The sequence below is a fragment of the Sutcliffiella horikoshii genome (assembly GCF_021991925.1).
GTDB classification, from domain to species: Bacteria; Bacillota; Bacilli; order Bacillales; family Bacillaceae_I; genus Sutcliffiella_A; species Sutcliffiella_A horikoshii_F.
The window spans coordinates 46649-71805 of record NZ_RXZI01000002.1; the positions used below are offsets into that span (position 1 = coordinate 46649).

The 25157-nt window shown below is 41.9% G+C and carries 26 protein-coding genes; 23 read left to right on the forward strand and 3 right to left on the reverse strand.

The genetic code is table 11. From position 1 onward, the window contains the following. The first annotated feature begins 21 nt into the window (after window positions 1-21). Complete coding sequence (rlmH, locus tag EKQ44_RS05665) at window positions 22-501, forward strand: 23S rRNA (pseudouridine(1915)-N(3))-methyltransferase RlmH (RefSeq protein ID WP_237662608.1); 480 nt, start codon at window positions 22-24, stop codon at window positions 499-501. A 71-nt stretch (window positions 502-572) separates the two neighbouring features. Here rlmH and EKQ44_RS05670 read toward each other — a convergent pair whose 3' ends face one another. Then, window positions 573-737: a YjzC family protein gene (locus tag EKQ44_RS05670; protein WP_237662609.1), complete on the reverse strand. Its 165-nt coding sequence runs from the start codon at window positions 735-737 to the stop codon at window positions 573-575. A 148-nt stretch (window positions 738-885) separates the two neighbouring features. Next, window positions 886-2814 carry a DUF2075 domain-containing protein gene (locus EKQ44_RS05675; RefSeq protein WP_237662610.1) on the reverse strand — a complete coding sequence of 643 codons (1929 nt, stop codon included), beginning with the start codon at window positions 2812-2814 and terminating at the stop codon, window positions 886-888. A gap of 216 nt (window positions 2815-3030) precedes the next feature. Here EKQ44_RS05675 and EKQ44_RS05680 point away from each other — a divergent pair, with 216 nt between their 5' ends. The 4 genes from EKQ44_RS05680 (at window position 3031) to EKQ44_RS05695 (ending at window position 6199) form a co-directional block, all read left to right on the forward strand. Further along, complete coding sequence (locus EKQ44_RS05680) at window positions 3031-3921, forward strand: pentapeptide repeat-containing protein (RefSeq protein ID WP_237662611.1); 891 nt, start codon at window positions 3031-3033, stop codon at window positions 3919-3921. Beyond that, window positions 3918-4655 (forward strand): nucleotidyltransferase domain-containing protein, encoded by a 738-nt coding sequence (locus tag EKQ44_RS05685; protein ID WP_237662612.1) that lies wholly within the window; start codon window positions 3918-3920, stop codon window positions 4653-4655. The genes EKQ44_RS05680 and EKQ44_RS05685 overlap by 4 nt, the downstream gene beginning before the upstream one ends. Beyond that, window positions 4621-5019 carry a hypothetical protein gene (locus EKQ44_RS05690; protein WP_237662613.1) on the forward strand — a complete coding sequence of 133 codons (399 nt, stop codon included), beginning with the start codon at window positions 4621-4623 and terminating at the stop codon, window positions 5017-5019. Before EKQ44_RS05685 ends, EKQ44_RS05690 begins: the two co-directional genes overlap by 35 nt. A gap of 322 nt (window positions 5020-5341) precedes the next feature. Next, the gene (locus EKQ44_RS05695; RefSeq protein ID WP_237662614.1) at window positions 5342-6199 is read left to right on the forward strand and encodes an EamA family transporter; all 858 of its coding nucleotides are present in this window, start codon (window positions 5342-5344) and stop codon (window positions 6197-6199) included. A 98-nt stretch (window positions 6200-6297) separates the two neighbouring features. Here the strand turns inward: EKQ44_RS05695 and EKQ44_RS05700 are convergent, their stop codons facing one another. After that, window positions 6298-6651 carry a hypothetical protein gene (locus EKQ44_RS05700; protein WP_237662615.1) on the reverse strand — a complete coding sequence of 118 codons (354 nt, stop codon included), beginning with the start codon at window positions 6649-6651 and terminating at the stop codon, window positions 6298-6300. 305 nt (window positions 6652-6956) lie between these two features. Between EKQ44_RS05700 and EKQ44_RS05705 the strand changes: the two genes are divergently transcribed. The 18 genes from EKQ44_RS05705 (at window position 6957) to EKQ44_RS05790 (ending at window position 24998) form a co-directional block, all read left to right on the forward strand. Next, entirely contained in the window at window positions 6957-8150 is a 1194-nt protein-coding gene (locus tag EKQ44_RS05705; RefSeq protein WP_237662616.1) for a M14 family zinc carboxypeptidase, read from the forward strand. Window positions 8151-8291: 141 nt separating this feature from the next. Then, window positions 8292-8768, forward strand: coding sequence for a peptide-methionine (S)-S-oxide reductase (locus EKQ44_RS05710; RefSeq protein WP_237662617.1), 477 nt, complete (start codon window positions 8292-8294; stop codon window positions 8766-8768). A 456-nt stretch (window positions 8769-9224) separates the two neighbouring features. Continuing rightward, entirely contained in the window at window positions 9225-9506 is a 282-nt protein-coding gene (locus tag EKQ44_RS05715) for a YkvA family protein (RefSeq protein WP_237662618.1), read from the forward strand. Window positions 9507-9528: 22 nt separating this feature from the next. Then, window positions 9529-10422 carry an EamA family transporter gene (locus EKQ44_RS05720; RefSeq protein ID WP_237662619.1) on the forward strand — a complete coding sequence of 298 codons (894 nt, stop codon included), beginning with the start codon at window positions 9529-9531 and terminating at the stop codon, window positions 10420-10422. A gap of 128 nt (window positions 10423-10550) precedes the next feature. Further along, window positions 10551-11609, forward strand: a complete 1059-nt coding sequence (locus tag EKQ44_RS05725; RefSeq protein ID WP_237662620.1) for a GGDEF domain-containing protein — start codon at window positions 10551-10553, stop codon at window positions 11607-11609. 85 nt (window positions 11610-11694) lie between these two features. Then, window positions 11695-12165 (forward strand): inner membrane protein YiaA, encoded by a 471-nt coding sequence (gene yiaA, locus EKQ44_RS05730; protein ID WP_237662621.1) that lies wholly within the window; start codon window positions 11695-11697, stop codon window positions 12163-12165. A gap of 479 nt (window positions 12166-12644) precedes the next feature. Beyond that, entirely contained in the window at window positions 12645-13394 is a 750-nt protein-coding gene (locus EKQ44_RS05735; protein WP_237662622.1) for a methionine ABC transporter ATP-binding protein, read from the forward strand. Next, entirely contained in the window at window positions 13387-14049 is a 663-nt protein-coding gene (locus EKQ44_RS05740) for a methionine ABC transporter permease (RefSeq protein ID WP_237663297.1), read from the forward strand. Before EKQ44_RS05735 ends, EKQ44_RS05740 begins: the two co-directional genes overlap by 8 nt. A gap of 30 nt (window positions 14050-14079) precedes the next feature. Further along, a complete protein-coding gene (locus tag EKQ44_RS05745) occupies window positions 14080-14916 on the forward strand; it encodes a MetQ/NlpA family ABC transporter substrate-binding protein (RefSeq protein WP_237662623.1) in 837 nt (278 codons plus the stop codon). A 692-nt stretch (window positions 14917-15608) separates the two neighbouring features. Next, window positions 15609-17117 (forward strand): malate dehydrogenase (quinone), encoded by a 1509-nt coding sequence (gene mqo / locus EKQ44_RS05750; RefSeq protein ID WP_237663298.1) that lies wholly within the window; start codon window positions 15609-15611, stop codon window positions 17115-17117. A 139-nt stretch (window positions 17118-17256) separates the two neighbouring features. Beyond that, complete coding sequence (locus tag EKQ44_RS05755) at window positions 17257-18123, forward strand: pirin family protein (protein WP_237662624.1); 867 nt, start codon at window positions 17257-17259, stop codon at window positions 18121-18123. Between the two features lie 156 nt (window positions 18124-18279). Continuing rightward, window positions 18280-19407 carry a YibE/F family protein gene (locus EKQ44_RS05760; RefSeq protein WP_414491250.1) on the forward strand — a complete coding sequence of 376 codons (1128 nt, stop codon included), beginning with the start codon at window positions 18280-18282 and terminating at the stop codon, window positions 19405-19407. After that, complete coding sequence (locus EKQ44_RS05765; protein WP_237662626.1) at window positions 19404-20171, forward strand: YibE/F family protein; 768 nt, start codon at window positions 19404-19406, stop codon at window positions 20169-20171. The genes EKQ44_RS05760 and EKQ44_RS05765 overlap by 4 nt, the downstream gene beginning before the upstream one ends. A 124-nt stretch (window positions 20172-20295) precedes the next feature. Continuing rightward, on the forward strand, window positions 20296-21162 hold the full coding sequence (locus EKQ44_RS05770; protein WP_237662627.1) for a DegV family protein: 867 nt from the start codon (window positions 20296-20298) through the stop codon (window positions 21160-21162). Window positions 21163-21295: 133 nt separating this feature from the next. Continuing rightward, on the forward strand, window positions 21296-22522 hold the full coding sequence (locus tag EKQ44_RS05775; protein ID WP_237662628.1) for an NRAMP family divalent metal transporter: 1227 nt from the start codon (window positions 21296-21298) through the stop codon (window positions 22520-22522). Window positions 22523-22551: 29 nt separating this feature from the next. Then, window positions 22552-23298 carry a 5-oxoprolinase subunit PxpB gene (gene pxpB / locus EKQ44_RS05780; protein WP_237662629.1) on the forward strand — a complete coding sequence of 249 codons (747 nt, stop codon included), beginning with the start codon at window positions 22552-22554 and terminating at the stop codon, window positions 23296-23298. After that, window positions 23285-24061, forward strand: a complete 777-nt coding sequence (locus EKQ44_RS05785; RefSeq protein WP_237663299.1) for a LamB/YcsF family protein — start codon at window positions 23285-23287, stop codon at window positions 24059-24061. The genes pxpB and EKQ44_RS05785 overlap by 14 nt, the downstream gene beginning before the upstream one ends. Continuing rightward, window positions 24054-24998, forward strand: coding sequence for a 5-oxoprolinase subunit C family protein (locus EKQ44_RS05790; RefSeq protein ID WP_237662630.1), 945 nt, complete (start codon window positions 24054-24056; stop codon window positions 24996-24998). The genes EKQ44_RS05785 and EKQ44_RS05790 overlap by 8 nt, the downstream gene beginning before the upstream one ends. The last annotated feature ends 159 nt before the right edge of the window (window positions 24999-25157 follow it).

The window sequence follows — 25157 nt, forward strand, 5'->3', positions numbered from 1 at the left end:
GTTTGCAAGGTGGTATGACATGTGAATATCTCAATAATCACAATAGGAAAACTAAAAGAGAAGTATCTGAAACAAGGAATCAATGAGTATTTGAAACGTTTGAGCGCCTACGCAAAAATAGACATCATTGAGCTCCCAGACGAAAAAGCACCAGAACAACTAAGCGACGCCGAAATGGAACAAGTAAAAAATAAAGAAGGCGAACGGATCCTAGGGAAAATTTCCGATGACACGCATGTGATTGCTTTGGCGATTGAAGGAAAGCAGCGTTCATCTGAAGAGTTAGCAAAGGAAATGGACAAGCTTGCGACATATGGAAAGAGTAAGGTGGCGTTTGTGATTGGGGGATCCTTAGGATTGAGCGGGGACGTGATGAAGAGGGCGAATGATACGTTGTCTTTTTCGAGGATGACGTTTCCGCATCAGTTGATGAAGTTGATACTCTTGGAGCAGGTTTATCGGGGGTTTCGGATAATAAGGAATGAACCATATCATAAGTAGTTAATGTATAAAAAAGAACCACCTAGAACATTTAAACTATAGAGTTTTAGGTGGTTTTAAAATTATAATTTTCATTTCTTTACCCACTTTCTACCTTTCTCTTGGGTTGGTGGAAGTCGGTCTCCCTTATCAATTTTTACTTCGCGTGGTTTAGGCACTTCCCCACCTCTTGGACCCACTTCTACATATTTTCCAGGGGATTGATTATCCATACCAGGCTTTTTTAAGTTGCTCAAATTTTTCACCTCCTTTTCAAATTGCTACTACTGTCTGTAGTTGTTATTTTATTATTTAAAGTTCAGTTCTTACTATATTGCTGTAAGGTCTCAGCTAGGATTTTTTTGAGTTAAACTCACAACTGGTAGAGTTCCCATGAAAACCAACTCAGTATCTTTCTTGGTCCTCCGCAACCTTCCCAACCTTAGGCGACAAATCTTCATACACAACAGACTTGTTCAGTCGCTTTCTAAAATACATGTTCAACTCCGGGTCTGTACAAAAAATAAAACAACCTTTTTGTCCCCTAGTCATAAGTGTCCTATAGGTATTGCGAATAATCTGATCTGCCAGCGCCTGAGCTTTTTCAGGGTCTTCTTTTGCAATAGTTTTAATCCCTTTAAGTGACTGATCTGTTTTTGCTCGTTTTTTATAATCTGTTACAACTTGTTCATCTTGATAGGCAAGATCTGGCCCAATAATAACTCCTACGTAATCAAACTCTAGTCCCTGAGAGGTATGAATACAGCCGGCTTCGGTTACGGAATCAGGTTCAATAGCCCATATGCTGTCATTTAGATTCCAGCTGATGTTAAAGTTGTGTTCAGGAATTTCGATATCTTTATGAAGCGTATTATTCCTACCATTCTTCGGCCATTCCCAACAGTAGCCTGCAAGAATACGTGATTTATTATTTTTCATGTTGAGCTGTTCAATTTCTTTCAATATGGCATTCGGATCATCGTATACCTGGAAATCATAATCAATTCCACGGTCGTGGGCATTGGCGGTTTCCCTGATCTGAAGCACATCATCAAGCCATGCCATATATGCATCCGAACCGTCACAGCGGAATTGTGAAGAAAGTTTGCCTTGAATCAGTTCTGCACCAAATTCTTCTGCATACTTTTTAATTAAGTCAATGCTGCCAATGTCTTTTAGTGTTACCTTTTGATTTTCATCAATAAAGAATAACGTAAACTTAGAGGAATGGATGACTTCTTTTATTTGATTCTCCCCTTTATTGCTGAACAGACCTGATTTTTCATTCAATCGGTGGGCTTCATCAATAATAAGAACATCAAATTCATTCTCATCAGATTCCGTAAAGCTACCAGATCCTTTAAACAGATTGTCTATTTGTGTTTTTTTAATCGTCCCTTTCAGTTTAGAAGCATACACATTGCGAGGTGCTGAATTCTTCGAGACGTACATTGCAGTTAGACCTTGGTTAATGAGATTTACTAGTAAGTTAATTGCCATAACAGACTTTCCGGTTCCCGGTCCACCTTCAATAACCATGACACTCTTCTTGTTATTTTTAATGCTCTCCAGTGCTAGCTGGTAGGCGTCCTCATAGAACACTTTTTGCTCATCAATTAATACAAATTCCTGGTTTCCTTTCAGCAAGCTTGCAAGTGAGTCCTGTAACGATTTGGATGGTCGAATTTTCCCGTGCTCAATCTGGTAGATTAGCTGGTTGCGGTCACCGAAGCGCACGTATTTTTTAATAAAATCCCTTAATCTCTGAATTTCTCCTTTTCCAAAGACAGGTGCTTTGGCTATATGATCCGCATAGTGAGGATCCAATATAGGATCGTTCTCTGCCTTTCGGTAATTATGTAAATAGGCGCATGGATTCAACGCAATATGCTGATTCTGCACATTTTGATTAAAGTCTTCGATTAAGGCTGCATAGGACCAAGCCTGATAAGAAGGGTGAGTCACAGTCCGCATACTTCCCCCAAGGTAGGTAGAGACAAGGGCATCCTTGGTAGTTACTTTTTCCACCTCAGACCACTGTTTCAACTCCACAATCACCACATGATCCTGCTCACCATCGTGGCCGGCTATTAGAAAATCAACACGTTTTGATGTATTTGGAATCTTAAATTCTATTGCGACAGATGTATCACTAGGAATCTCTTGATCCTGCAAAACATTCGACATTCGGTGGAGAGAATTCTCCCAAGAGTTGATTTCACTTTTGCTTGTGCGGCCAATTTTTTTTTGATAGGACTCGTATAAGCGTTCTACTAGAAGTTCATTTGTAACATCGAATATAAACTCGGTTTTGGTAGCTTCGTAAATGATCAATGGGGTTCACCTCTGGAAGGGTTGTTTTGTTATATATTATCATTTATTGGAAAGTTCAGTGGTATAAAAATACAGATAAGTGTAAAAAGTTCATACTCATATATTATAATAGAGTGTGAAAGAATATTATGGCGAACTTTAATTTATTCTACTTCTTACAATAATTAGTATAATTTATAATGAAGATGCTTTTGAGAATAGAGGGGTCGGTATTTTATGAGAAACCAAATAAAATTACAAGACATTAATGAACATTTCAATGAAGATAAAAAACTAATTTCTGATGAAGAACAAGACAAGCTATTATTAGTAAATGTTAGATTATTTAAATGTAGACTTTATAATTTAGGATTGAAATATCTAATAACTTCTACTTGTGCGATTACTCAATCAGATATTGAAAAGTGTTATTTAAGGTATGCTACGTTTAATAATGTTGATTTTACTGGTACAAATTTTATTAATTGTGATTTAGAAAATGCAATTTTTAATTCTTGTAACTTGCGATATGTAACTTTTAGAAACTGCAAGTTAAATCTAAAAGAAATTTTAGGATGTTTACCTTCAGAGATAAATTTAAAAGTATCTTTACTAAAAGAGTTAAGGATGAACCAATTAAGTTTAGGAGATAACAAAACAGCAGATGAATTATTAATAAAAATTCATGATGCAGAAAAGGATTTACTATTAGAAAGGGTTAAATGTAATACTAGTTATCATAAAAAAAGGGAAGATGGCATTTCAAGAACAATAGCGTTTTTCAATTACATAATGTTACAAATAAATGATTTTGTTTGGGGGTATGGCCTCAAATTAAAAAAATTATTTAGAACAGGGGTATTAATATTACTTTTATTTGCTGTATTAATATATTTTTTTACAGGTGAAGAGTATATGGTTATTCTTGAAACATCCCATGATAATAAAGTTAAATTGAATTTTTGGGAATCACTATATGCAAGTTATACTAATTTTACGACTATAGGATACGGCCATTATATCCCCACAAGATTAACAAGTATAATACTATTTTCAATACAAAATTTATTGGGATTAGTTTTTTTAGGGTTTCTAATTTCTGGTGTCTACAGGAGAATTGCTAAATGAAAATAGTGGATTTCTCGTATACAACAGACATAATAAATGTAATCCTATTTGGATCAACAGCTAGAGAAGACGCAGATGAGTTTTCTGATGTTGATATATTCTTGTTAGTAGAGGATGTATCCCAAGAAAGAACAGAGGAATTAATTCAATTCGTTAAAGAAAAATTAGAATATGACAATATAGGATTTTCTTTATACAGGAAATCAATTTTTGAAAAATTAATGTCGGAAGGCTCAATGTTTTTATGGCACCTAAAAACTGAAGGTAAGTATATATATTCTAGAGATAACCTAGATTTATTTAAAGACTTAAAACCTTTTGAAAACTTCACGAAAAATTTAAATATTTATACAAAGTTATACTCTCAAACCATTAACAGTATAAAAGTAAATGGTAGTAATGCTTTTGATTTTTCTCAATTATTTTTTATATGTAGAAACATTTGTCTATTAACTTGTTATAGATTAGGATTCCCGACATTTGGTAGAATTGAAGTTTACTCAAAATTAGTTGATTACTTAAATTTTACACCAATAGATTGGGAGAATTATATCTATTTATCAAAATGGAGATTGAACTATACGAGGGGGGTGGGTTTAAAAATAAATCAACCTAATGCTAAAAAGTTATTAGAACTATTTCAACAAATAGAAGCATTAGTTAAAATTTGTACTGAAATTATTATACAAGGGGAAAACAATGAGAGAATTAGATACGCTGAGAAAAATACTTGAAGATATAAGAGAAAATAAAACTATAATTTTTGATTATGAAAAAGTAAGTAACCTCGAGAGGGAACTTTTTCTATCTGTAAATAGGTTAATGAAAGTAAAGTTTGATTATGAATTAGATGGTTTTAATAATACTCATTTGATGAAATTTTTAGATTATCTAAAAAGATCAAAAGTAGATGTAGACGAACAGGTGAGAGATTTAATAACAACTGGATTTATTCTTAATTCAATGATTACAAAAAGAAATTTAAGTTTAGGTTATGGAGATTCACACAAAGTAATTGAGAATAAAAATTTAGTACAGTTTTTAGAAACTCTAGAAAAGTATATAGAAAATTATGAATATATATTAGCAAACATGTAATTATGTTTAGGGCAAATTTATGTGTATGGATTCCAGTGTTATACTTGCTGTGTTAGTAGTAAAGGAGTATAAAGCTGTTAAACGGATGAAAAAAACAAGAGTCAATTATGGTAAAAGCTTAAAAAGTGCCCTTTCTAAATTGTAGAGGGACTTTTTTATTAGTCAAGGGGGATAGGGAATACTGCTCACTCCACAAATATAGGAGGAAGGTTAGACGTTAGCCTTGCATCTTTTTCTCACAATTACCTCGCAAAAGATTAAGTTATAAAACCTCTACTAAGAGGTATTGTTACCTTTACACGGAATTTGTGGAGGTAACAATATGCGTGTTGGTGGATTGGGATTAGTCATTTTAGCAGCAATTTTATGGGGGATTTCCGGAGGACTCGGCGGCTTCTTAATGGATAAAGGTTGGGATCCCTTGGTCATCTCCTTTTATAGGGGAACAGTAGGTTTATTATGTATTCTTATTTGGTTTTTGTTCCAGCCGACCCGGTGGAATAAGCCGCTAATGTTATGGTCTATAGTTGCTGGTATTGGAGTAGCAGGAAATTTTATTTTATACTTTATCAGTATCTCTGAAGCCAGTATTGCGGTAGCGGCAACATTGATGTATACTGCGCCCGTTTTTGTTCTTCTTATTTCTTTTATCTTTCGCCTTGAACAGGCGTCATTATTTAAATGGTTGGCTATTGGTTTTGTGATGGCTGGAGTGGTATTGCTGACAGAGGTTTACAGCATTGGCTCCGACAGCATCACGATCCTTGGACTTGTTACAGGGTTAGGCGCGGGGTTCTCGTATGCATTGTTCATTTTTGGATTTAAATATGCATCCCGCCACGGGCAACCGCAAGGAATTCTAACGATTGCATTCCTTGCCTTTACAATCATCACGCTGTTTTTCACTGACCGCAGTGAAGCTGTTTCTGTTTTTTACTCAACGGACTTATTATGGATGATTCTTTTAGGGGTAATAGGAGCAGGCTTGTCCTTCTTCTTGTATGTAGTTGGTTTAAAACGGACATCACCGACCTCGGCTTCCATTATTGCAATGGTGGAACCGGTCACTGCATCCCTTTTTGGATTTATTGTTCTGAGTGAACTGCTTACAGCAACCCAACTTGGGGGTATGGCCATCATCTTGGTGACAGTGACCATCTTGAGTGTGAAACAGAGTTGAAAAAGCACCTCTAGGATTCATTAAAATACAATACAGGGACGGGTTCACTGCTAATCAAAGCAAAAAAACCGTCCCTGTTTGTTTGAACCTAGAGAAAATTATCGATCACATGTAACGACAACAAATTCCCCTGTTCTCATGGATACCGTTTGTGTTGGCGGAGTACTTACTCTTCTTTCACAAAATACATCAAGTGTGGTTAAACCGCAAAAAATTCTAACATATTGGTTTCCTCTTAGGTTGACGTCTGGTAATCTTCTCGTTGGAGCACCAAAAATAGGCAAACAGAACACGACACCGATCTCCCCGGGTCTTAAAATCTCTTCACTTGCTAGGGATGTTCTACTTCTGCCTTCTGCATCGACGATGGTAATTAAATGACCGCCGACGTGAGGAATATTGCAGAGATTACCCAAGCCCTGTCTGATAGACTTAAGGATATTTTCATCCATCTTTTTAACCTCCTTATTATTTTCATAGATTCATAGATATAATATGAACTTTGAGAGAAACTGACAGGGCATTCATACATAAATCGGATATCTTTTTAAAGAATAATAATCCGAAAGTTTCGACTATCTAAATAGTCCATTAGAAGGTCTGTCTACTAATTAGTCAGAAAAATATGATTATTAGTTCCCATCTCCTTATTTAGTGGTTTAGTCATATCTGATCATTTTTCGGAACCCGAAAGGAATCGAGCGTAAAATGTAGAAATCCTTCCTTGCAACTACATAAAAGCATGGAGGGATTTAGAATGAAGAAGGTTTGGAAAATTTTAAGTTCAACAGCGCTGGCAGCTTCATTAATGGCTGTACCGACGATGGGTTCTGCTAACCCGGGGCCGAGTCCACAGCCGAATGAAACTTTGCCTATTAATGGGTACATCAATTATGAGGAGCTTGGAAGAAAATTAGAACAAATTCAACAGACAAGTAAAGGAAAGGTAACGGTGGAGACTGCCGGCTATACGAATCAGGGGCGTGGTATTTACAAGGCGTCTGTGGGGCGTGGCGATAAGGTAGTCCTGATCCAAAGTGAAATCCACGGTAACGAGAAAACCGGTACGGTTGCACTTCTTAATATTTTGCAAAAACTAGGATCCAGCAATTCTCCTGAAGTGAATAGAATATTGGATGAGCTGACGCTTGTGGCCATTCCTATGCTGAACGTGGATGGCTCCGAGTTAAGTCGCCGTGCAAATGAGATGGAATGGGCAGAAGTGGTGGCAGCATTCCCACAGCTAGCAGGGGTCTCACCTGCATGGAACTACTATACCTATCCTGGCATTTGGAACTATGACCAAAACCCTGGCTTTGACGTGAACCGTGATTTCAACCCTGACTTGGACTATGTTCCACGGGCGGAAGATTTCCCTGGGGCGTCCAATGCCTATGGATGGTATATCACACCGGAAGCACAAACTGTACGTGATGTGTACAAGGACTTAAAAGCGGAGTTTGGAAATGTGGATGTATTCGTTGATCTTCATCATCAAGGGTTCCCATATATCGAGGGGACAGATGACCGGGTGACCATGTCCATCTCAGGTAAGTTTGTCACGGATCCTAACAGTCCTGGTGGCGAAAAATATGCTGCTTACGCGGACAATTATGACTACGATTTCTCTCGCCAGTTGAACTTGGCACTTTATGATGCCCTGCAGGCAAAAGGGGAATCCGGCTTCACCAAAATTTCTCTTTATGATCAAAATATTGATTTGCCTGGTACGGCCCTTGGTTCTTTCGCATTAAACGGTAGCGGAACCGTCCTATTTGAAGTAAGCGGCCAAACCCAGAATTTCGGTCAAAAGAAAAAAGGACAGCTGGTAAAAACAGTCGAAACAGGCATTATGGGTATCATTAACGGCGTAGCCGATGGCTCTGTGAACGAACTAGATCCTGAAAGATATGAGGATATTCCATTGAGTTCGCGCACTCCTGGGTTTTAATAGAATTGAATAATCAAGGGGACAGGTATTTCAAACCGTTTTACACATAAAGCGTAAACGGATCGACGGGCCTGTCCTCTTTCAGGTGTAGTATAATAAGAACTGAATTACATTTAAAGCTTAAAAATAGGAGATTAAAAAATGGAAGTAATATATTTTGCAGGTGGATGCCTTTGGGGAGTACAAGCATTTATAAAGACGTTGCCAGGCGTTACGTTCACCGAAGCGGGAAGAGCTAATGGCACAAGTCATACCCTTGAGGGTGAGTATGACGGCTATGCAGAATGTGTCAAAACAGAATTTGACCCCCAAGTTGCAACTGTAACGAGATTAATGAAATATTTCTTTGAAATAATTGATCCATATAGTTTAAATCGACAAGGACCTGATAGTGGGGAGAAGTATAGAACGGGAGTGTATAGTGAAGAACCTAAACATTTGGAAGAAGCGAAGGCGTTTATTAGTAACAGAAACGATTCGGACCGTATAGTTGTTGAAGTATTACCTCTTACAAACTATGTGAGAAGTGCTGAAGAACATCAAGACAGGTTAACAAGATGTCCAGATGATTATTGTCATATTCCAGAAGAGCTATTAAGTAAGTATAGGAAGGGTTAAGGGATAGGTAAATTTACCCGTTCTTTTTCTTATACAATACATAAAAAATGTTAATGACAACCAACAGTAATGATCCGCTTAATGCACCTAGTATATAACTTGAACTAGGATTTATGATTAAGCTCCCAATGACGCTACCTATGAAAACCAATAAAGCATACCCGCTAAGACTCCACTGAGAAGATAATATATTTTTCATTAAATCCAACCTCTTTCCTGTATAGATTTCATGTGTTTTTATCATTACCATTCAACTAAAATAGTAACATGATTCAAAAAATTTACAATTAAAAATAAAAATAGATTGTTCTCTCGAGGAGAGATTCCACTAATCAATTCAATTTACCAAATACCTAGCCGTAAGGAGTAGATGAAATGACAGACCTGTTTCTCTTACACAAATACAGCTATAATAAAATTTAACAAAAAGAAAAAGAGAAGGGAGGAGGCACTCGCATGTGGAGGTTTTTTAGGCGTTTAAAATTCATCTTTACCTTTTGGAGGTTCATTCCTTTCCTACTAGATTACTTTAGATCAGTTGAAGTATCGGGGACAAAAAAGATCATGGGTTTGTTGCTTCTTCTTATCTATGTGATCTTCCCTTTTGACTTGATTCCGGATTATCTTCTGTTTTTTGGTGTATTGGATGACATTATGATTGTGACATTTGTGCTGGAGCGGATGGTGAAGATGGCGCCGGTTTCCTTAAAAGAGAAGCACAAGCTGTTGGATAAGTAACAGTTTTTTAGAGGTGAGGATAATGAATGAAAAAATAGCTCCTTTTCTTATTGTAATGGCGGCGGTACTTTGGGGAACGACCGGTACGGCGCAGACTTTTGCACCTGAAGCGGCACATCCGGTTGCCATTGGGGCGGCCCGGTTGGCAGTGGGAGGTCTTTTTTTATTGGCGCTTGTTTTTATGAGCGGCGGATTGAGCTTGAAAAATTGGCCAATGAAGGCAACGATTTTAGCTGCTTTAAGCATGGCGCTGTTTCAACCATTATTCTTTACTGCCGTGACGGTAACAGGGGTAGCTATTGGGACAGTGGTTGCGATAGGCAGTGCGCCAATTATATCAGGTTTATTGGAATGGGTTTTCCTTAAAAGGCGACCAAGTAGGATTTGGTGGGGATCGACTTTTTTGTCCATCACGGGCTGTCTTATGCTCTTTTTAAATAAGGAGTCAGTAGTAGTGGATCCAGCTGGGGTGTTGATGGCATTGGGTGCAGGGTTGTCGTTTGCTGTTTATGCGATTGTCAGCCGGGATTTGGTGGGGAAATATCCATCCCTCTCGATAGTTGCGGTGGTGTTTACGCTTAGTGCCATTTTTTTAGCGCCATTTATGTTTGTACTTGATATGTCTTGGGTGGCGGATGTGAAAGGCTGGGGCATTGTTCTTTATCTAGGGGTTATGACAACAGGGGTGGCCTATTTCCTGTTCGGGAAGGGGCTTACCTATGTCTCCTCTTCCACCGCGGTTACCCTTGCTTTGGCAGAGCCGTTAACAGCAGCTTTATTTGGAGTGTTTCTTTTAGGAGAACAGTTGAATGCAACCTCATGGATTGGGATGGTCCTTTTGTTGCTTGGGATTGGGTTATTGGTTGTTGGAGCCAAGGGGACAGGTAATTCTGCCCGTTTATCTTTTAAAGGATAGATGGGTTGATGCACCTGTATCTTCAACGAAAGGAAAATATTTGATTTTGTGGGTCGTTGGACCTGTCCCCTCCCCCCACTTTTCCTATATAATGGAGAAATATAAGTTTTTTACAGGATGTGGATGGAATGAAGGCTTTGTTGGATCGTGCTTATCGGTCACACCATGCTCTTGAGGTAATCTTTTCTTCGTTGCGCTGGTTTTTCTTAGTGTTGTCCATCGGTGTATTCAGCGTTCAATATGTGGAAAATCCCAATGAGGACAAGTTATTTTTCTTTATTGTGTTAGTGGTCTTTGGTTTTATCTATATGGGCGTTTCTGATTATTATTTACATAAAACCCCGGAAGGATCAAAGATGTACACCCTCATGACAAAATGTGGGCCATTTTTTGATTTTATTGCCTTCTCAGCCCTGATCCCGTTAACTGGTGGATTGAAAAGTCCGCTTTTCCCATTAGCTTACTTGATTATTTTGCATGTGGCAGTGTACTGGAGATTCCTTGGTGGAATGATTGCAGCCGGATGCTTTACACTGGTCTATTCCATTATTTTTTTCATGCAGGCACAAGATGCCACTTCCATACATAGTATGATCGACTTCTTCAGTGCGGTGTTCTTTCTGCTATTAATTGGAGGCTTAGGAGGCATCATTGTTTCAAGGGAGCGGAAGCATCAGTGGGAAAATAGCATATTAGTGGAAGCGGCAAATCGGGATTACCTTACTAATCTAGCAAATCATCGCTCGTTTCAAGAATGCTTGCGAAAAGATTTAGAGCAAGGAAAAGAATTCTATCTTGCCCTAACGGATATAGATAAATTCAAATCGATTAATGACAAATATGGGCATGTGACAGGAGACAGGGTGCTTCGCCAAATCGGCGAGATTCTTACAACTGTTCTATCTAACAAGCAGGGAAAGGCATTCCGCTATGGAGGAGAGGAATTCGCACTCATCCTTTATTACCACGACGAGAAAGAGGTAAAAGAACTTCTCGATGAAATAAAAGAAGCAGTAGCCAGCCATAATTTCTACGATAAAGGAGAGGCATTCTCCGTCACCATGAGCTTTGGCTCCGGTAAACAAAACGGGGAACGACCAGACTTATTAGTGGAAAAAGTGGACAAACTGCTATACATCGCCAAAAACGGTGGAAGGAACAGGATTGTCTGGGCAGAGGTTGGCTAAACAAAAATAGTTTTTAAGATCAAACCATTACTTGTAAAAAATTGCTATAATAAACCATATACATGTGAACAAAGGGGGAGAGAAAATGGCCGAAATGAATGAAAATCCTTTATTGAAGAGGGATGAAAATAAACCCAAGGTCAAAGTGGAAAGAAAAGAAGGCGAGCCGACTGCCGCGTTTAAAGGGGCAAGCTGGGCTGCCCTTGTGGTAGGGGTTTCCGCTTATCTCATCGGACTGTTCAATGCCGCGATGGAACTGAATGAGAAGGGCTATTATTTTGCTGTATTGGTATTCGGCCTGTACGCTGCCGTATCTCTCCAAAAAGCGGTAAGGGATAAAGAAGAGGATATCCCTGTTTCCGGCATCTACTACGGACTCAGCTGGTTTGCAGTCATTGTAGCGATTTCCTTGATGGCGATCGGACTGTACAATGCGGGCAGTATCATCTTAAGTGAAAAAGGATTCTACGGCATGTCCTTTGTGCTAAGTCTATTTGCTGCTATCACGATCCAGAAGAATATTCGAGATGCGCAAAATGCCAGAGAACGAGATTAATAGGTAGGGCGGTACTGTCGGCTTTGATCTAACAAAGCCTGTCAGTACCGTTTTTTTCTTGTGTATGAGGACTACAGTGATGGTGGAAAAGGTTGGGAGAGGTCTTATGTGGGTTATGAGGACATCGGTAACGCGGGAATGGAGCGAAAGAGGTCTTCATGAGGGCTATGAGGACTTCAGTAACGGGGAAATGGAGTAGGAGAAGTCTTCATGTGGGTTATGAGGACTTCAGTGACGGTGGAAAAGAATGGGACAGGTCTTCAAGGAGGTAATGAGAACCTCGGTGACTTGGGAAACGAGTGGTAGAAGTCTTTATGGAACTTATCAGCACCCACTTGCCAAAAGCAAAACCCGGTGCCAAAGTCAGTAGTGATGCTAACTCAGTACATATCGCTAAAGTGACAAGCCTTGCCATCTTACGCTATAATTAGGAACGTTGTGATTACACACCTTTCAATGTAATGGGAAGGGGTTTTTTTATGATTACATTACATCATGTCAGTAAAGAATTCGAAGGTTTTCAAGCGGTAAAAGCTGTTTCGTTGAAAATAGATAAAGGAGAAATCCATGGGATTATTGGAGCAAGTGGTGCTGGGAAGTCAACCTTGCTGCGTTTGATCAACCTATTGGAAGTCCCGGAAGCCGGACAGGTGGAAGTGAACGGTCAGGATCTCACAAAGTTGCGGGGCAACAAACTCCGCGAGGCTCGAAAGGCCATCGGGATGATTTTTCAGCATTTTAATCTTGTGGCAAATAAAACGGTTTACGAAAATGTTGCTGTCTCCCTTCAATTGTCAGGCTTTCCGTGGAAAAAACGCCGTCAACGAGTAATGGAATGCCTTCAATTTGTAGGGATGGAAGGTTTTGTGGAGAAATACCCTGCACAGTTGAGCGGGGGACAAAAGCAACGTGTGGCCATTGCAAGGGCCTTGGCGAATAATCCCCAGGTGCTATTGTGCGATGAACCCACCTCTTCGCTTGATCCCAACACAACTGCTGAAGTCCTGCGTGTATTGGAAAATGTCAACAGAAGTCTTGGTGTCACGGTGGTTGTGGTCAGTCATGAAATGGAAGTCATCAAGAGTATCTGTCATAACGTGACGGTCATGGCAAACGGGGAAGTATATGAGTCTGTGCGGACAAAACCCCAGGGTGTCAAACAGATAGACAGCAATCCCCAGTATTTTGTCGACCAGCTGGTGAAGGAGGCTGTCACCGATGATGCCTGAAATTTTACTCCAATATGAAGCAGAAATCTGGCGGTCCATCGGGGAGACATTCATCATGGTCGGCGTGTCGATTCTCGCTGCTATTTTGGTTGGGCTTCCGGTAGGGACACTTCTTTTCCTATGCAGAAAAGGGAACTTGCTAGCCAATCAGCTTACTTTCTCCACGTTGAATTTATTGGTGAACATCATCCGCTCTTTCCCATTTTTGCTATTGGTCGTATTTCTGATTCCTTTTACCCGCTGGATTATCGGGACAGCTATCGGAACGGCGGCAGCAACCGTGCCGCTTGCGATCATTGCCATCGCGCATTACTCCCGTCTTGTCGAGCAGTCCTTATTGGATGTGCCAAAAGGGGTGCTCGAGGCAGCTGTCTCAATGGGTGCTTCCGTAAGGGAAGTGGTCTTCAAATTCCTTTACGTAGAAGCCCGGTCCGGCCTTGTCCTTGGATTGACCACCTCGATCATCAGCTTTATTTCCTACTCTACCATCATGGGCGTGGTAGGCGGCGGAGGAATTGGGGATTTCGCCATCCGCTATGGCTATCAACGATTTGAAACTGAATTGATGATGTATATGATCATCATTATGGTCATACTGGTACAACTGATACAATTTACAGGCATGACTGTATCAAGAATGATTGATAAAAGATAAGCATGAATGTGCAACAGGAGGATATTCTTAATGAAAAAATTAATATTACTAATGACGTTAGCTATCGTAATGCTAGCTGGCTGTGCGCAAAATAATCAAGGAAATGAAGGAGAGGCCGGGGATGCTGGCCAGAATCAAGAAAAAGAACAAGTAACACTAAAGATAGCTTCCTTGATCCCGCCAATGACAGAGATTTTGGAGCTTGTGGAACCAAAGCTTGCAGAGGAAGGCATTGATTTAGAAGTGGTGGTATTAGGCGATAATGTCCAACCAAACAGCGCCCTTGCAAACGGAGAAGTGGATGCAAACTTCTTCCAGCATGTCCCTTACATGGAGGATTTCAACCGTAACAACGACACGGAGTTGGTTGGGATCACACCAATCTATTACGCGAACTATGGAGTATACGCGAAAGACTACACCGATATGGAAGAACTGCCAGAAGGCGCTGTCGTTGCCATTGCAAATGACGTTTCCAATATCGACCGCTCATTAGCACTCCTTGCCCAACACGATGTCATCAAGTTAAAAGAAAAAACAGGTCCATACTATACACAAGCAGATATCGTAGAAAACCCGAATAATTATAAATTTGAAGAAGTAGACCTGCTGATGCTTGCTAGAATGTACGATGACGCAGATGCGGTTGTCATGACGCCTGCTTATGCAGCTCCGCTTGGGTTGACGCCAAAAAGTGATGCCCTTCTTACAGAAGGAACCGACAACGAATTTGCCATCACACTTGTAGCGCGCGAAGATAATAAGGACTCAGAAGCTATTAAGAAGCTTGCTGACGCCATGACAAGCCAGGAAGTACGTGAATTCTTAGAAGAAAACTATGACGAAACGGCGATTCCGGCATTTTAAGAGTATATTCGAAAAGACCCTTTCCCTATATGAATAGGGGAAGGGTTTTTCATTAATAGTAGGTCTTTCGCTAGATTTGGCGTTCGAACGATTGCTCGTGAAAAGCGCCCGTAAAATCAAATTATCGCCCGATTCCACTTAAGAAACGCCCGTAAATATGAATTATCGCCCGTTTATACGGAAAAGCGCCAGAAAGCCCTCCAAAATCGCCCGAATGCCTTTTAGGCGAACTCCCTCCGAATTTTTCCTTGACGGATTTATTAGGCCACTTGCTCCAAATTTCTCTTGGTTTATTTATCAGGCCACCCGCCCCATGGAAAGACTTCACACTTTTGTAAGTGCTCAAAATAGTTTATAATAGTCAGATAAATAGAATGATACTCTTATGAAAAATTCTAGTAGAATATGATATGATAGAAATTAAGATGGACAAGTGTGTTTATAGGTGGTGTCTTGCTTAAGGTACCTTTTTAGCAAGTATGCCTGCTCTTTATTATAGGCTGTTTTCGTAAATTTTGTTGCTGTTTCAGATACTCAAAATAGCCGTTATATGACGTGCTCTTTTATCAGCATACTACTTGTGATTTTCAGGGTATGTAAGCAATGAAAAGTCCAATTTCCGACTTTTTACCAATGAATAGCAACAATCTTCGAGAAACGAGCTTTTTTATAAACTTAGGGGATGTGTAATGATGAGCAACATGCAGAAAAAAACAGACGTTATCTTAATTGGTGCCGGGGTCATGAGTGCGACGCTTGGATCGTTATTGAAGGAGTTAGCGCCAGATTGGGAGATTAAAGTATTTGAGAAGCTGGCAAGCGCTGGGGAAGAGAGCTCGAATGAATGGAATAATGCGGGTACGGGACATGCGGCACTGTGCGAACTTAACTATACATCCGTGAAAGCGGACGGCTCCATTGATATCAGCAAGGCGGTCAAAGTGAACGAACAGTTCCAACTTTCCAGACAGTATTGGTCCTATCTTGTAAAACGCAACCTGATTAGCAATCCGCAGGACTTTATCATGCCAATACCACATATCAGCTTTGTGGAAGGGACAGAAAATGTCACGTTTTTGAAAAAACGGATGGAAGCGCTGTCAAGAAATCCGTTGTTCAAAGGCATGGAATATTCCGAGGATCCGGCAAAACTAAAAGAATGGATGCCTCTTATGATGGAAGGGCGCACCTCGAAGGAGCCGATTGCGGCAACGAAAATTGACTCTGGTACAGATGTAAATTTTGGTGCGTTGACCCGCATGTTGTTTGACCATTTAGAGAAAAGCAACGTGGAAGTCCATTATGAGCATAGTGTGGAGGACCTGAAGCGTGCCAAGGACGGCTCTTGGGAATTGAAAATCCGTGATATCAAATCTGGAAAAGTCGAATCTCATTATGCCAAGTTCGTCTTTATCGGCGGGGGTGGCGGAAGCTTGCCGCTATTGCAGAAAACCGGTATCCCGGAATCAAAGAATATTGGCGGTTTCCCGGTAAGTGGCCTCTTCCTTGTATGTAACAATCCGGAGGTCGTCGAGAAGCATCATGCGAAAGTCTATGGAAAGGCAAAAGTTGGAGCTCCTCCGATGTCTGTACCGCATCTTGATACAAGGTATATCAACAACAAGAAGAGTCTGCTGTTCGGCCCATTTGCAGGCTTCTCACCAAAGTTTTTGAAAACAGGCTCCAATCTGGATTTAATCGGCTCCGTGAAGCCGTATAATGTCATGACGATGTTATCGGCAGGATTCAAGGAAATGGCTCTGACGAAATATTTGATTCAACAGGTGTTGCTATCCAATGAAAAGCGTATGGATGAGCTGCGCGAGTTTATCCCGAACGCGAAAAGCGAAGATTGGGAGATTGTCGTGGCGGGTCAACGTGTTCAAGTCATCAAGGATACAGAAGCTGGCGGCAAAGGAACACTTCAATTCGGTACGGAAGTGGTCAGCGCCAGTGACGGTTCGATAGCAGCATTGCTGGGAGCTTCTCCAGGGGCTTCTACCGCTGTTCATGTCATGCTGGAGGTCTTTGAGAAATGCTTCCCAGAGCAGATGTTTGAATGGAAAGAGAAAATCCAAGAGATGATACCGAGCTATGGTGTATCTTTAGTAGATAACCCTGCACTATTTGATGAGCTTTTTGCATCCACGGCGGAAACTCTTTTTCTTAGTAAGGAACAAAAAGTGCTTTCCTTTCATTAAAATTAGAATAAACGGTAAAACCTTCGATCCTCCACTGGATTGAAGGTTTTTTTGTTGCTTTTAAAGCCGGAAACTTGAGATGGAGATTCCAACTTCTGTATGCTGAAAGTAATAACCAAGATTTTAAGGAGGTATTTTTATGAAAAAGGCTAATCGAGTAATCAGGGACCACTGGAAGGTGCAATATAAAAATCCAGGTTATCCCCATGTCCAGCAAGGGTGGGTATTGCCCCCGGACCGGATGTATGAGTATGACCCGTTCATCCTGATGGCGGATGATTGGTTCAAGCGGGGAACCTTCTCCGATCACCCTCACAGGGGCTTCCAAACCATTACCTATGTGATCGATGGCAGGCTAGAGCATACCGATAACCAGGGCGGTCATTCTGTCTTGCACGCAGGGGATGTCCAGTACATGAATGCGGGGAGCGGCGCCCGCCATGCCGAGGAAGCGGTCGATGAGGATGTCATCCACACGTTGCAGCTCTGGTTGAATTTGCCGAAGAGCTTGAAGCAAACGGATTCCTCGTATCAGAATGTTCTTTTGGAAGATGCTCCTTTGGTCGAAGTGGACGGTGGTTCGTTGCGAATCTACTCGGGAAGTGTGGAGGGAGTGACAGGTACGATGAACTCATTGGTCCCAATTAATATGTTTGAAATCTACTTGAGAGCAGGAGAGCAATATTCTTTGGAGTTGCCTGCAAATCACAATGGTCACGTGTACATGCTGCAAGGCAAGATGAGTTTTGGAATAGAAGGAGATGGAGTGGTGACGTTAGGGAAAACAGAGGCGGGGCTACTGTCTTACGATGAGAAGGCGAAAGATGGGGAGACGGATGTTCTTCACATCAAGGCTTTGGAGCGGTCGAAAATGCTAATCTATACAGGTAAGCCTATTGGGGAGCCCCTTGTTGCGAGAGGACCGTTTGTGATGAATACCGAGGCGGAGATTGAGGAGGCGTTTGAGGACTACCGTAGGGGAAGGTTTGGGCCGTCTTCCCAATAATAGCGGAGCATTTTTTTAAAGGTTGGTTGATAGATAGGGTAAATATAGTTATTATAGGCGAAGGTGAAGCTTGAAACGATAATTGGTATCGTTTCGACAACCAGTTATGGGAGCTTACATATTTACTATCTATTTTGTTCAAATAGGGAAATGAGGATGGACATGTTAAACACTACCAAACGTAAATATATACTACTCTACCTTATTTTAGCCATCTGCATGTTCTCCTCCTTTTTCTTTGTCCAACATAACCATTCCTTTTATGACCGGCCAATAGCCAAAGTAGTGGATACAAAGCTTGAGGATCAGAAAAAGCTAGTTGATATGTACGAGAATGAAGATGTCCTATACAGGCAGCAGGTTATTGCGGAAATGCAAAACGGACAGCACAAAGGTGAGCGAATCTCTTTAATAAATGAGTATTCGAATTCCGGGGGTTACGACCAGGAATACCGTGTTGGTAATGAACTTTTTGTTTCCTTCCAATCTTCCCAAGAAGAGGGTGCCATGCTAAAAGGTAACATAGAGGACGTGAAGCGGGATAAATTTCTTCTTTTAACGGCATGGTTCTTTGTCTTGGTGTTAGTACTAGTAGGAAAAAAACAGGGAATATACTCGATCGTAAGTCTCGTCGTGAACGCGATGTTACTCTCCTATGCATTAACTATTTATATGAAATCCTCCAATATTAGCTTGGTGTTGATATGTGGCATCAGTGCCATTTTGTTCACGGTCATTTCTCTCTTGCTGGTGAATGGACGGAATGAAAAGTCCTATGCGGCGGTCATATCGACCTTACTGGGCACGTTGGCATTAATGCTCATTACCTATCTCGTTATCGGGGCGACTTCCGGCAATGGATTAAGGTATGAGGACATGCAGTTTTTAACTCGGCCTCCTGAGGTGGTGTTCACGGCTGGGATCTTGGTGGGGTCGCTCGGTGCGGTAATGGATATTGCCATTACGATGTCCTCTTCCATTTTCAGCTTATATGAAAAGAAGCCGAACATATCGGTTAAGGCACTCGTGGCATCTGGAATGGATATCGGGAAAGATATCATGGGAACCATGACCAACATTTTGTTCTTCGCTTATGTGAGCGGTTCTATTCCCATCCTGATTTTATATTTCATGAACGCTTCTCCTTTCGGCTACACCCTATCCCTTACCCTTTCCTTAGAGCTTGCCAGGGCGTTGGCTGGGGGAATAGGAATTGTGCTGACGATTCCAATCGGTTTATATGTGTCGATATTTTTTGTCAATCGGAAGAGGGCGAGGGCATGAATGTATTAATGGTACTTGCAGCGATTTTGTTCCTCTTGATGGTTCTTGTTGGTGGGAAAAAAGGGGTGCGTTCCTTCATTGCACTCTTCGTTAATTTCGGTGTACTTTTTATGACCATACTGTTTATGACAGATCCCAATGCCAATCCGATTGTCCTGACCTTGATAGCCTGCATCATCATTAGCTGTGTCAGCCTGTTTTATATTAATGAATGGAACGTCAAAACAACCATTGCATTTATTTCGACGATCATTTCGATCATCATCATGCTACTTTTTATATTTTTTATCACGAAATATTCCATGATCCAGGGGTTCAGTGAAGAGGAAATAGAAGAGATGGGCATGTATTCCATGTATCTAGGAGTAGATTTTGTGAAAATTGGGGCTTCCGTCATCATCATGAGTACAATCGGCGCCATGGTTGATATTGCCATCTCCATCACCTCCCCCATGCGTGAAATACATCATCATAACCCGAACATCAGCCGAAAAGAGCTGTTTCTGTCCGGAATGAGCATAGGAAGGGATATTTTAGGGACAAGTGCCAACACCATCTTTTTCGCCTTTTTCGGAGGCTATCTGGCCTTGCTTATCTGGTTTAAGGAACTGTCCTATTCTGCCGGGCAGATCATCAATTCTAAAGTGTTCAGTGCCGAGATGATCACGATCCTTTGTGCCGGGACAGGTATCGCCATTGTGATTCCAATCGCTTCCTGGATTACGGCGTATGTTTTAGTGAAAACAAATAAGGAAGGGCATTAGAGGGAGAAGGTTACCATTCTCCCTCTTTCCTTTTTTTACCCTCCAACAATTTACCTGAAAAGAATAGTCTATTAAAGCCCTTTCAGTTAAGATGAAGGCAGTATGTTTTTATTGGAGGAAATGAATGATTAAATTAATGGCAGATTCAACTTGTGATTTATCCAACGAAGTGCTGGAGATGTATGACATTAGTTTGGCACCATTGAGCATTAATATTGAGGGGAAGACCTTTAAAGATAGAGTTGACATAGAACCTGATGAATTTTACGGCATGATGGAGGCACTTTCGGAGTTTCCGACGACAGGGATGCCTAGTCCGGTGGAGTACCTGAACATTATCAAGGAGGCCATCGAGAGTGGCTACAAGGAAATCCTTTGCATTTGCATGTCCAGTGGGACAAGTGGATCCCACCAGTCAGCTGAACTGGCCAAAGGATATTTCTTTGAGGAGAATCCAGATTCACCAGTGAAAATTCATGTGGTAGATTCCAGATGTATGAGTCATGGAAGCGGCTGGCTTTTGTTGAAGAGCGCGATGATGAGGGAGAAAGGCGCCTCTTTCCAAGAGTTGATTGATTTTAATGAGAACTATAAAACCAATGTGAAACACTTTTTGTCCGTGGACGATCTGGATCATTTAATCAAAAGTGGAAGGCTGTCAAATGCCAGTGCATTCCTCGGAAAGCTGCTGATGCTTAAGCCGATTATGACCATGAAAAATGGGAAAGGCGCCATCGTTGCGAAGGAAAGAGGCTTGAAAAGGGTTCTCAAGCATTATGTGGAGGAGTTCATCAAGCGGAATGATGAAGCGGTGACCGACTTTATTATCATCGGCTACACATCTGACATCAAGATTGCCGAGAACCTGAAAGTGAAGCTAGAAAAGGAAACAGATTTTACCGGAGCCATTCACATCATGCAAATGGGGGTATCTGTTGGAACCCATGTGGGACTTGGTGCCCTTTCCATGTTCTTTGTTGAAAAAAAATAATGTCCGTGAAGCCACCCATAGAGGTGGTTTTTTTTTTTGAGAATTTTTATCCTAAGGGCTTTTGTGTTAGTGTTAGTATATTGGAATAATAGTTTTAATTTTATAAAATCATACTACCAAAGGGGGGATCCACATGTCTTCAAAACAGAAGAACACGTACGATGATTTACAAAAGCCTAAAAGTAACTGGAGTGTCTTGCTTGGTGCGGCTTTCCTGATGGGGGCTTCTGCCATCGGGCCTGGATTCTTAACACAAACGGCTGTCTTCACCGAACAACTTTTAGCTAGCTTTGGATTCGTGATATTAATGTCCATCATCCTGGATATCGGGGTACAGGTAAATGTATGGAGAATCATTGCGGTTTCTAAAAGAAGGGGGCAGGATATTGCCAATATGGTCCTACCTGGACTTGGGTATTTCCTCGCTTTTGCCGTTGCCTTGGGTGGTCTTGCATTCAACGTAGGTAACATTGGTGGAGCGGGCCTCGGAATGAATGTACTTTTCGGTATCGATGTGCGAATTGGAGCCGTCATCACCGCTGCCATTGCCATAGGGATTTTCCTATCCAAAGAGGCAGGAGTGGCAATGGACAAGATTGCTCGTTATTTGGGGTTGATGATGGTTTTGCTCACCCTTTATGTGGCATTCCAGAGCAATCCACCTGTAGGTGAGGCTGTTTTCCGTACGTTCGCACCGGAAACGATTGATGTCTTTGCCATCATCACCCTGGTTGGGGGAACAGTTGGGGGCTATATCACGTTCGCTGGTGGACACAGGCTATTGGACGCCGGAATCAGCGGAAAGGAAAACCTGCATCATGTGACGAAGAGTTCTGTATCAGGAATTGTCATCGCTTCCATCATGCGAATCTTCTTGTTCCTTGCCGTGCTTGGTGTTGTTGCCACCGGCTTTACATTAGATCCAAACAATCCACCTGCATCCGTGTTCATGGAGGCAGCGGGAATGGTTGGTTATAAAATGTTCGGTCTTGTGCTCTGGGCTGCGGGGATCACCTCTGTTGTCGGGGCAGCTTATACATCCGTTTCCTTTTTACGAACATTGTCTAAAAAGATTGATCGAAATAACTCGAAGGTCATCATTGGGTTCATTGTCGTTTCCACAATTATTTTTGCTTTCATCGGCGAGCCAGTTCTATTGTTGATCTTGGCAGGTGCGTTTAACGGACTTATTCTGCCTGTCGCACTTGGAACACTTCTGATAGCAGCTTACAAAAAAGAGATTGTCGGGGATTACAAACACCCATTGTGGCTGACGATTTTTGGTGCAGTTGTGTTTATCGCAACAGCTTACTTGGCAGCGGTCACGTTAATCAACCAGGTGCCAAAGCTGTTCTCATAATATAGACAGAACTTAGGAGGGGAGCCAAATTGAAAGTCCAATTTCACCCATTAGGGGATACAGGAATACAGGTTCTATTTGGGTCCGACATATCAGAAAAAACGAATTATCAGATTAGACTGATTGCGGATACCCTTAGGAAGCAAGAGGTAGAAGGTATTATAGAGTGGGTGCCGGCCTATACGACGCTCACCATTTTCTATCAACCAGATAAAATCATCTATAAGGATTTGTGCAAAAAGCTCGAGGATATTCTAGACCAATTACAGAGGGAAGAGGTACAGTCCAACTCTACTGTCTATGAAATCCCTGTCTTGTATGGAGGGGAGGTCGGGCCTGACTTGTCAGAGGTGGCAAGCTGCAATGGTTTGACAGAAGATGAAGTCGTAGCTATCCATTCTGCCCAGTCCTATCTTATATACATGATGGGGTTTGTCCCGGGCTTTCCTTACTTGGGTGGCATGGCGAAAGATATTGCCACACCAAGACGAGAAAATCCAAGGGTAAAAATCGAGGCTGGATCTGTAGGAATAGCGGGGGAGCAAACAGGTGTCTATCCTTTAGAAACTCCAGGCGGCTGGCAGATTATCGGGAAGACGCCCGTAAAGCTCTATGATCCAGATAGGGAGGAGCCGATCCTTTTATCTGCCGGAGATTATATCCGCTTCGTTCCTGTTGGGCAAAAAGAATATGAAAAGATAGAAGAAGCCATCAAGCTTGATAAATATAAGGTGAAAAGCTATGAAAAAGGGGGAGGACATGATGAAAACCATTGATCTGAACAGTGATTTAGGCGAAAGCTATGGAGCGTATACCATCGGAAATGATCAGGAAGTGCTGAAGTATATTTCGTCTGCAAACATTGCCTGCGGGTTTCATGCCGGGGATTACAATGTGTTGATGGAAACCGTCAAGACAGCTGCAGGCCTTGGAGTTTCCATTGGGGCCCACCCTGGATTCCCTGACCTGGCGGGGTTTGGTCGACGTGATATGCTTATGAACCGGGAAGAGATCTTCAACCTAGTAGTCTATCAGATCGGAGCAATACAGGCTGCTGCAAAAGTATATGGCACACACGTCCATCATGTGAAGCCGCACGGTGCTTTGTATAACTTGGCATCTAAAGACAGTGAGGTGGCTATGGCCATTGCAGAAGGGGTCCATGCGGTCGATTCAAATCTGATTTTATTCGGCTTGGCAGGAAGTGAACTCGTCCGGGCAGGAGAAAAAATCGGCTTAAAAGTGGCGCAGGAAGTATTCGCCGATAGAACCTACCAACCTGATGGGACACTCACCCCAAGGTCCCATGCCAATGCGATGATACACGATGCGGATATTGCAGTAGAGCGCGTGCTGAGAATGGTGACGGAAGGAAAAGTGGAAGCCGTAGATGGACAGGACATTTCCATCCAAGCCGATACCATCTGTGTGCACGGAGATGAACCGGAAGCATTGGAGTTTGTGCGAAAGCTAAGAGCAAAATTAGAGGAAGAACAGGTGGAGATTCAAGCCTTTGGGGTGGTGGAAATCCATGAGTAAACCTCTGTTTCAAGTAATGAAACCAGGCCTATTAACAACCTTTCAGGATTTAGGGCGAACAGGACTTCAGGAATTTGGGGTGGTTGTTTCAGGCGCGATGGATGAGTACGCCCTTCAGATAGGTAACCTTTTGGTCGGGAACGATAAAGGAGAGGCAGCACTCGAAGTCACCATCGTGGGACCAGAGCTGAAGGCGCTGGAGGATATGGTGGTCGCCATTTGCGGGGCCAATCTTTCTCCCAAGGTCAATGGGAAACAAGCACCCATGTGGAAGAGCTTCAAAGTTAAAAAGGGAGAGCTCCTTGAGTTTGGGAAGCCAATAGAGGGTGCCCGTTCTTATATTTGTGTGGCAGGTGGGTTCGATGTCCCGGTTGTAATGGGAAGTAAATCAACCTTTTTAAAAGCGAAAATTGGCGGATTGAATGGCCGAGGGCTCGAGAAGGATGATATCTTGCACGGAGAAGGTCATGTTGGAGTGCGGACAGGTAGATCCATCCATCCTGACAAAATCCCTACCTATAAAAAAGAGATGGAAATCAGGGTATGCCTCGGTCCTCATCTGGATGCCTTTCCTGAATCTTCTGTGGAAACGTTCTTGTCCTCGACTTATGAAGTGACCCCACAATCAGACCGAATGGGGTATAGGATTAAGGGGCCGAAGATCGAACACAAAACATCCGCAGACATCATCTCGGAGGCCATTCCGCTTGGCGGGATTCAAGTTCCTGCAGACGGAAACCCGATACTTTTGATGGCCGATAGGCAGACAACCGGTGGATATACAAGGATCGCTACCGTCATTTCCTATGATATACCGCTGCTTGCCCAGGCCCAACCAGGCACGAAGATTCGTTTCCGTGACGTTACAGTAGAAGAAGCACAGGCTCTTTTTCAGAAGAGGGCCAAGCTTTTTCGCGTATTGGAGAAAGTTACGTGAGGATTATCAGCATTAGGGGAGATTGCGCCCCTAGTGTTTTTATGTTGGGGGAGGCTGGGGAGAAGGGAAATTAGGGTTTGGCACGAACTCCGCAATTGAGACACACTCACTTCCAACATCGCCATCGAATTATTAGGAATATGTAACAAAAGAGCCTAA

Bases quoted from the DNA above. Each gene is read 5' to 3' on its own strand.
- EKQ44_RS05680 (WP_237662611.1), top strand. From the start codon at position 3,031: ATGAGAAACCAAATAAAATTACAAGACATTAATGAACATTTCAATGAA.
- EKQ44_RS05685 (WP_237662612.1), top strand. From the start codon at position 3,918: ATGAAAATAGTGGATTTCTCGTATACAACAGACATAATAAATGTAATC.
- EKQ44_RS05690 (WP_237662613.1), top strand. From the start codon at position 4,621: ATGAGAGAATTAGATACGCTGAGAAAAATACTTGAAGATATAAGAGAA.
- EKQ44_RS05695 (WP_237662614.1), top strand. From the start codon at position 5,342: ATGCGTGTTGGTGGATTGGGATTAGTCATTTTAGCAGCAATTTTATGG.
- EKQ44_RS05700 (WP_237662615.1), bottom strand. From the start codon at position 6,651: ATGGATGAAAATATCCTTAAGTCTATCAGACAGGGCTTGGGTAATCTC.
- EKQ44_RS05705 (WP_237662616.1), top strand. From the start codon at position 6,957: ATGAAGAAGGTTTGGAAAATTTTAAGTTCAACAGCGCTGGCAGCTTCA.
- EKQ44_RS05710 (WP_237662617.1), top strand. From the start codon at position 8,292: ATGGAAGTAATATATTTTGCAGGTGGATGCCTTTGGGGAGTACAAGCA.
- EKQ44_RS05715 (WP_237662618.1), top strand. From the start codon at position 9,225: ATGTGGAGGTTTTTTAGGCGTTTAAAATTCATCTTTACCTTTTGGAGG.
- EKQ44_RS05720 (WP_237662619.1), top strand. From the start codon at position 9,529: ATGAATGAAAAAATAGCTCCTTTTCTTATTGTAATGGCGGCGGTACTT.
- EKQ44_RS05725 (WP_237662620.1), top strand. From the start codon at position 10,551: ATGAAGGCTTTGTTGGATCGTGCTTATCGGTCACACCATGCTCTTGAG.
- yiaA (WP_237662621.1), top strand. From the start codon at position 11,695: ATGGCCGAAATGAATGAAAATCCTTTATTGAAGAGGGATGAAAATAAA.
- EKQ44_RS05735 (WP_237662622.1), top strand. From the start codon at position 12,645: ATGATTACATTACATCATGTCAGTAAAGAATTCGAAGGTTTTCAAGCG.
- EKQ44_RS05740 (WP_237663297.1), top strand. From the start codon at position 13,387: ATGCCTGAAATTTTACTCCAATATGAAGCAGAAATCTGGCGGTCCATC.
- EKQ44_RS05745 (WP_237662623.1), top strand. From the start codon at position 14,080: ATGAAAAAATTAATATTACTAATGACGTTAGCTATCGTAATGCTAGCT.
- mqo (WP_237663298.1), top strand. From the start codon at position 15,609: ATGAGCAACATGCAGAAAAAAACAGACGTTATCTTAATTGGTGCCGGG.
- EKQ44_RS05755 (WP_237662624.1), top strand. From the start codon at position 17,257: ATGAAAAAGGCTAATCGAGTAATCAGGGACCACTGGAAGGTGCAATAT.
- EKQ44_RS05760 (WP_414491250.1), top strand. From the start codon at position 18,280: ATGGACATGTTAAACACTACCAAACGTAAATATATACTACTCTACCTT.
- EKQ44_RS05765 (WP_237662626.1), top strand. From the start codon at position 19,404: ATGAATGTATTAATGGTACTTGCAGCGATTTTGTTCCTCTTGATGGTT.
- EKQ44_RS05770 (WP_237662627.1), top strand. From the start codon at position 20,296: ATGATTAAATTAATGGCAGATTCAACTTGTGATTTATCCAACGAAGTG.
- EKQ44_RS05775 (WP_237662628.1), top strand. From the start codon at position 21,296: ATGTCTTCAAAACAGAAGAACACGTACGATGATTTACAAAAGCCTAAA.
- EKQ44_RS05785 (WP_237663299.1), top strand. From the start codon at position 23,285: ATGAAAACCATTGATCTGAACAGTGATTTAGGCGAAAGCTATGGAGCG.
- EKQ44_RS05790 (WP_237662630.1), top strand. From the start codon at position 24,054: ATGAGTAAACCTCTGTTTCAAGTAATGAAACCAGGCCTATTAACAACC.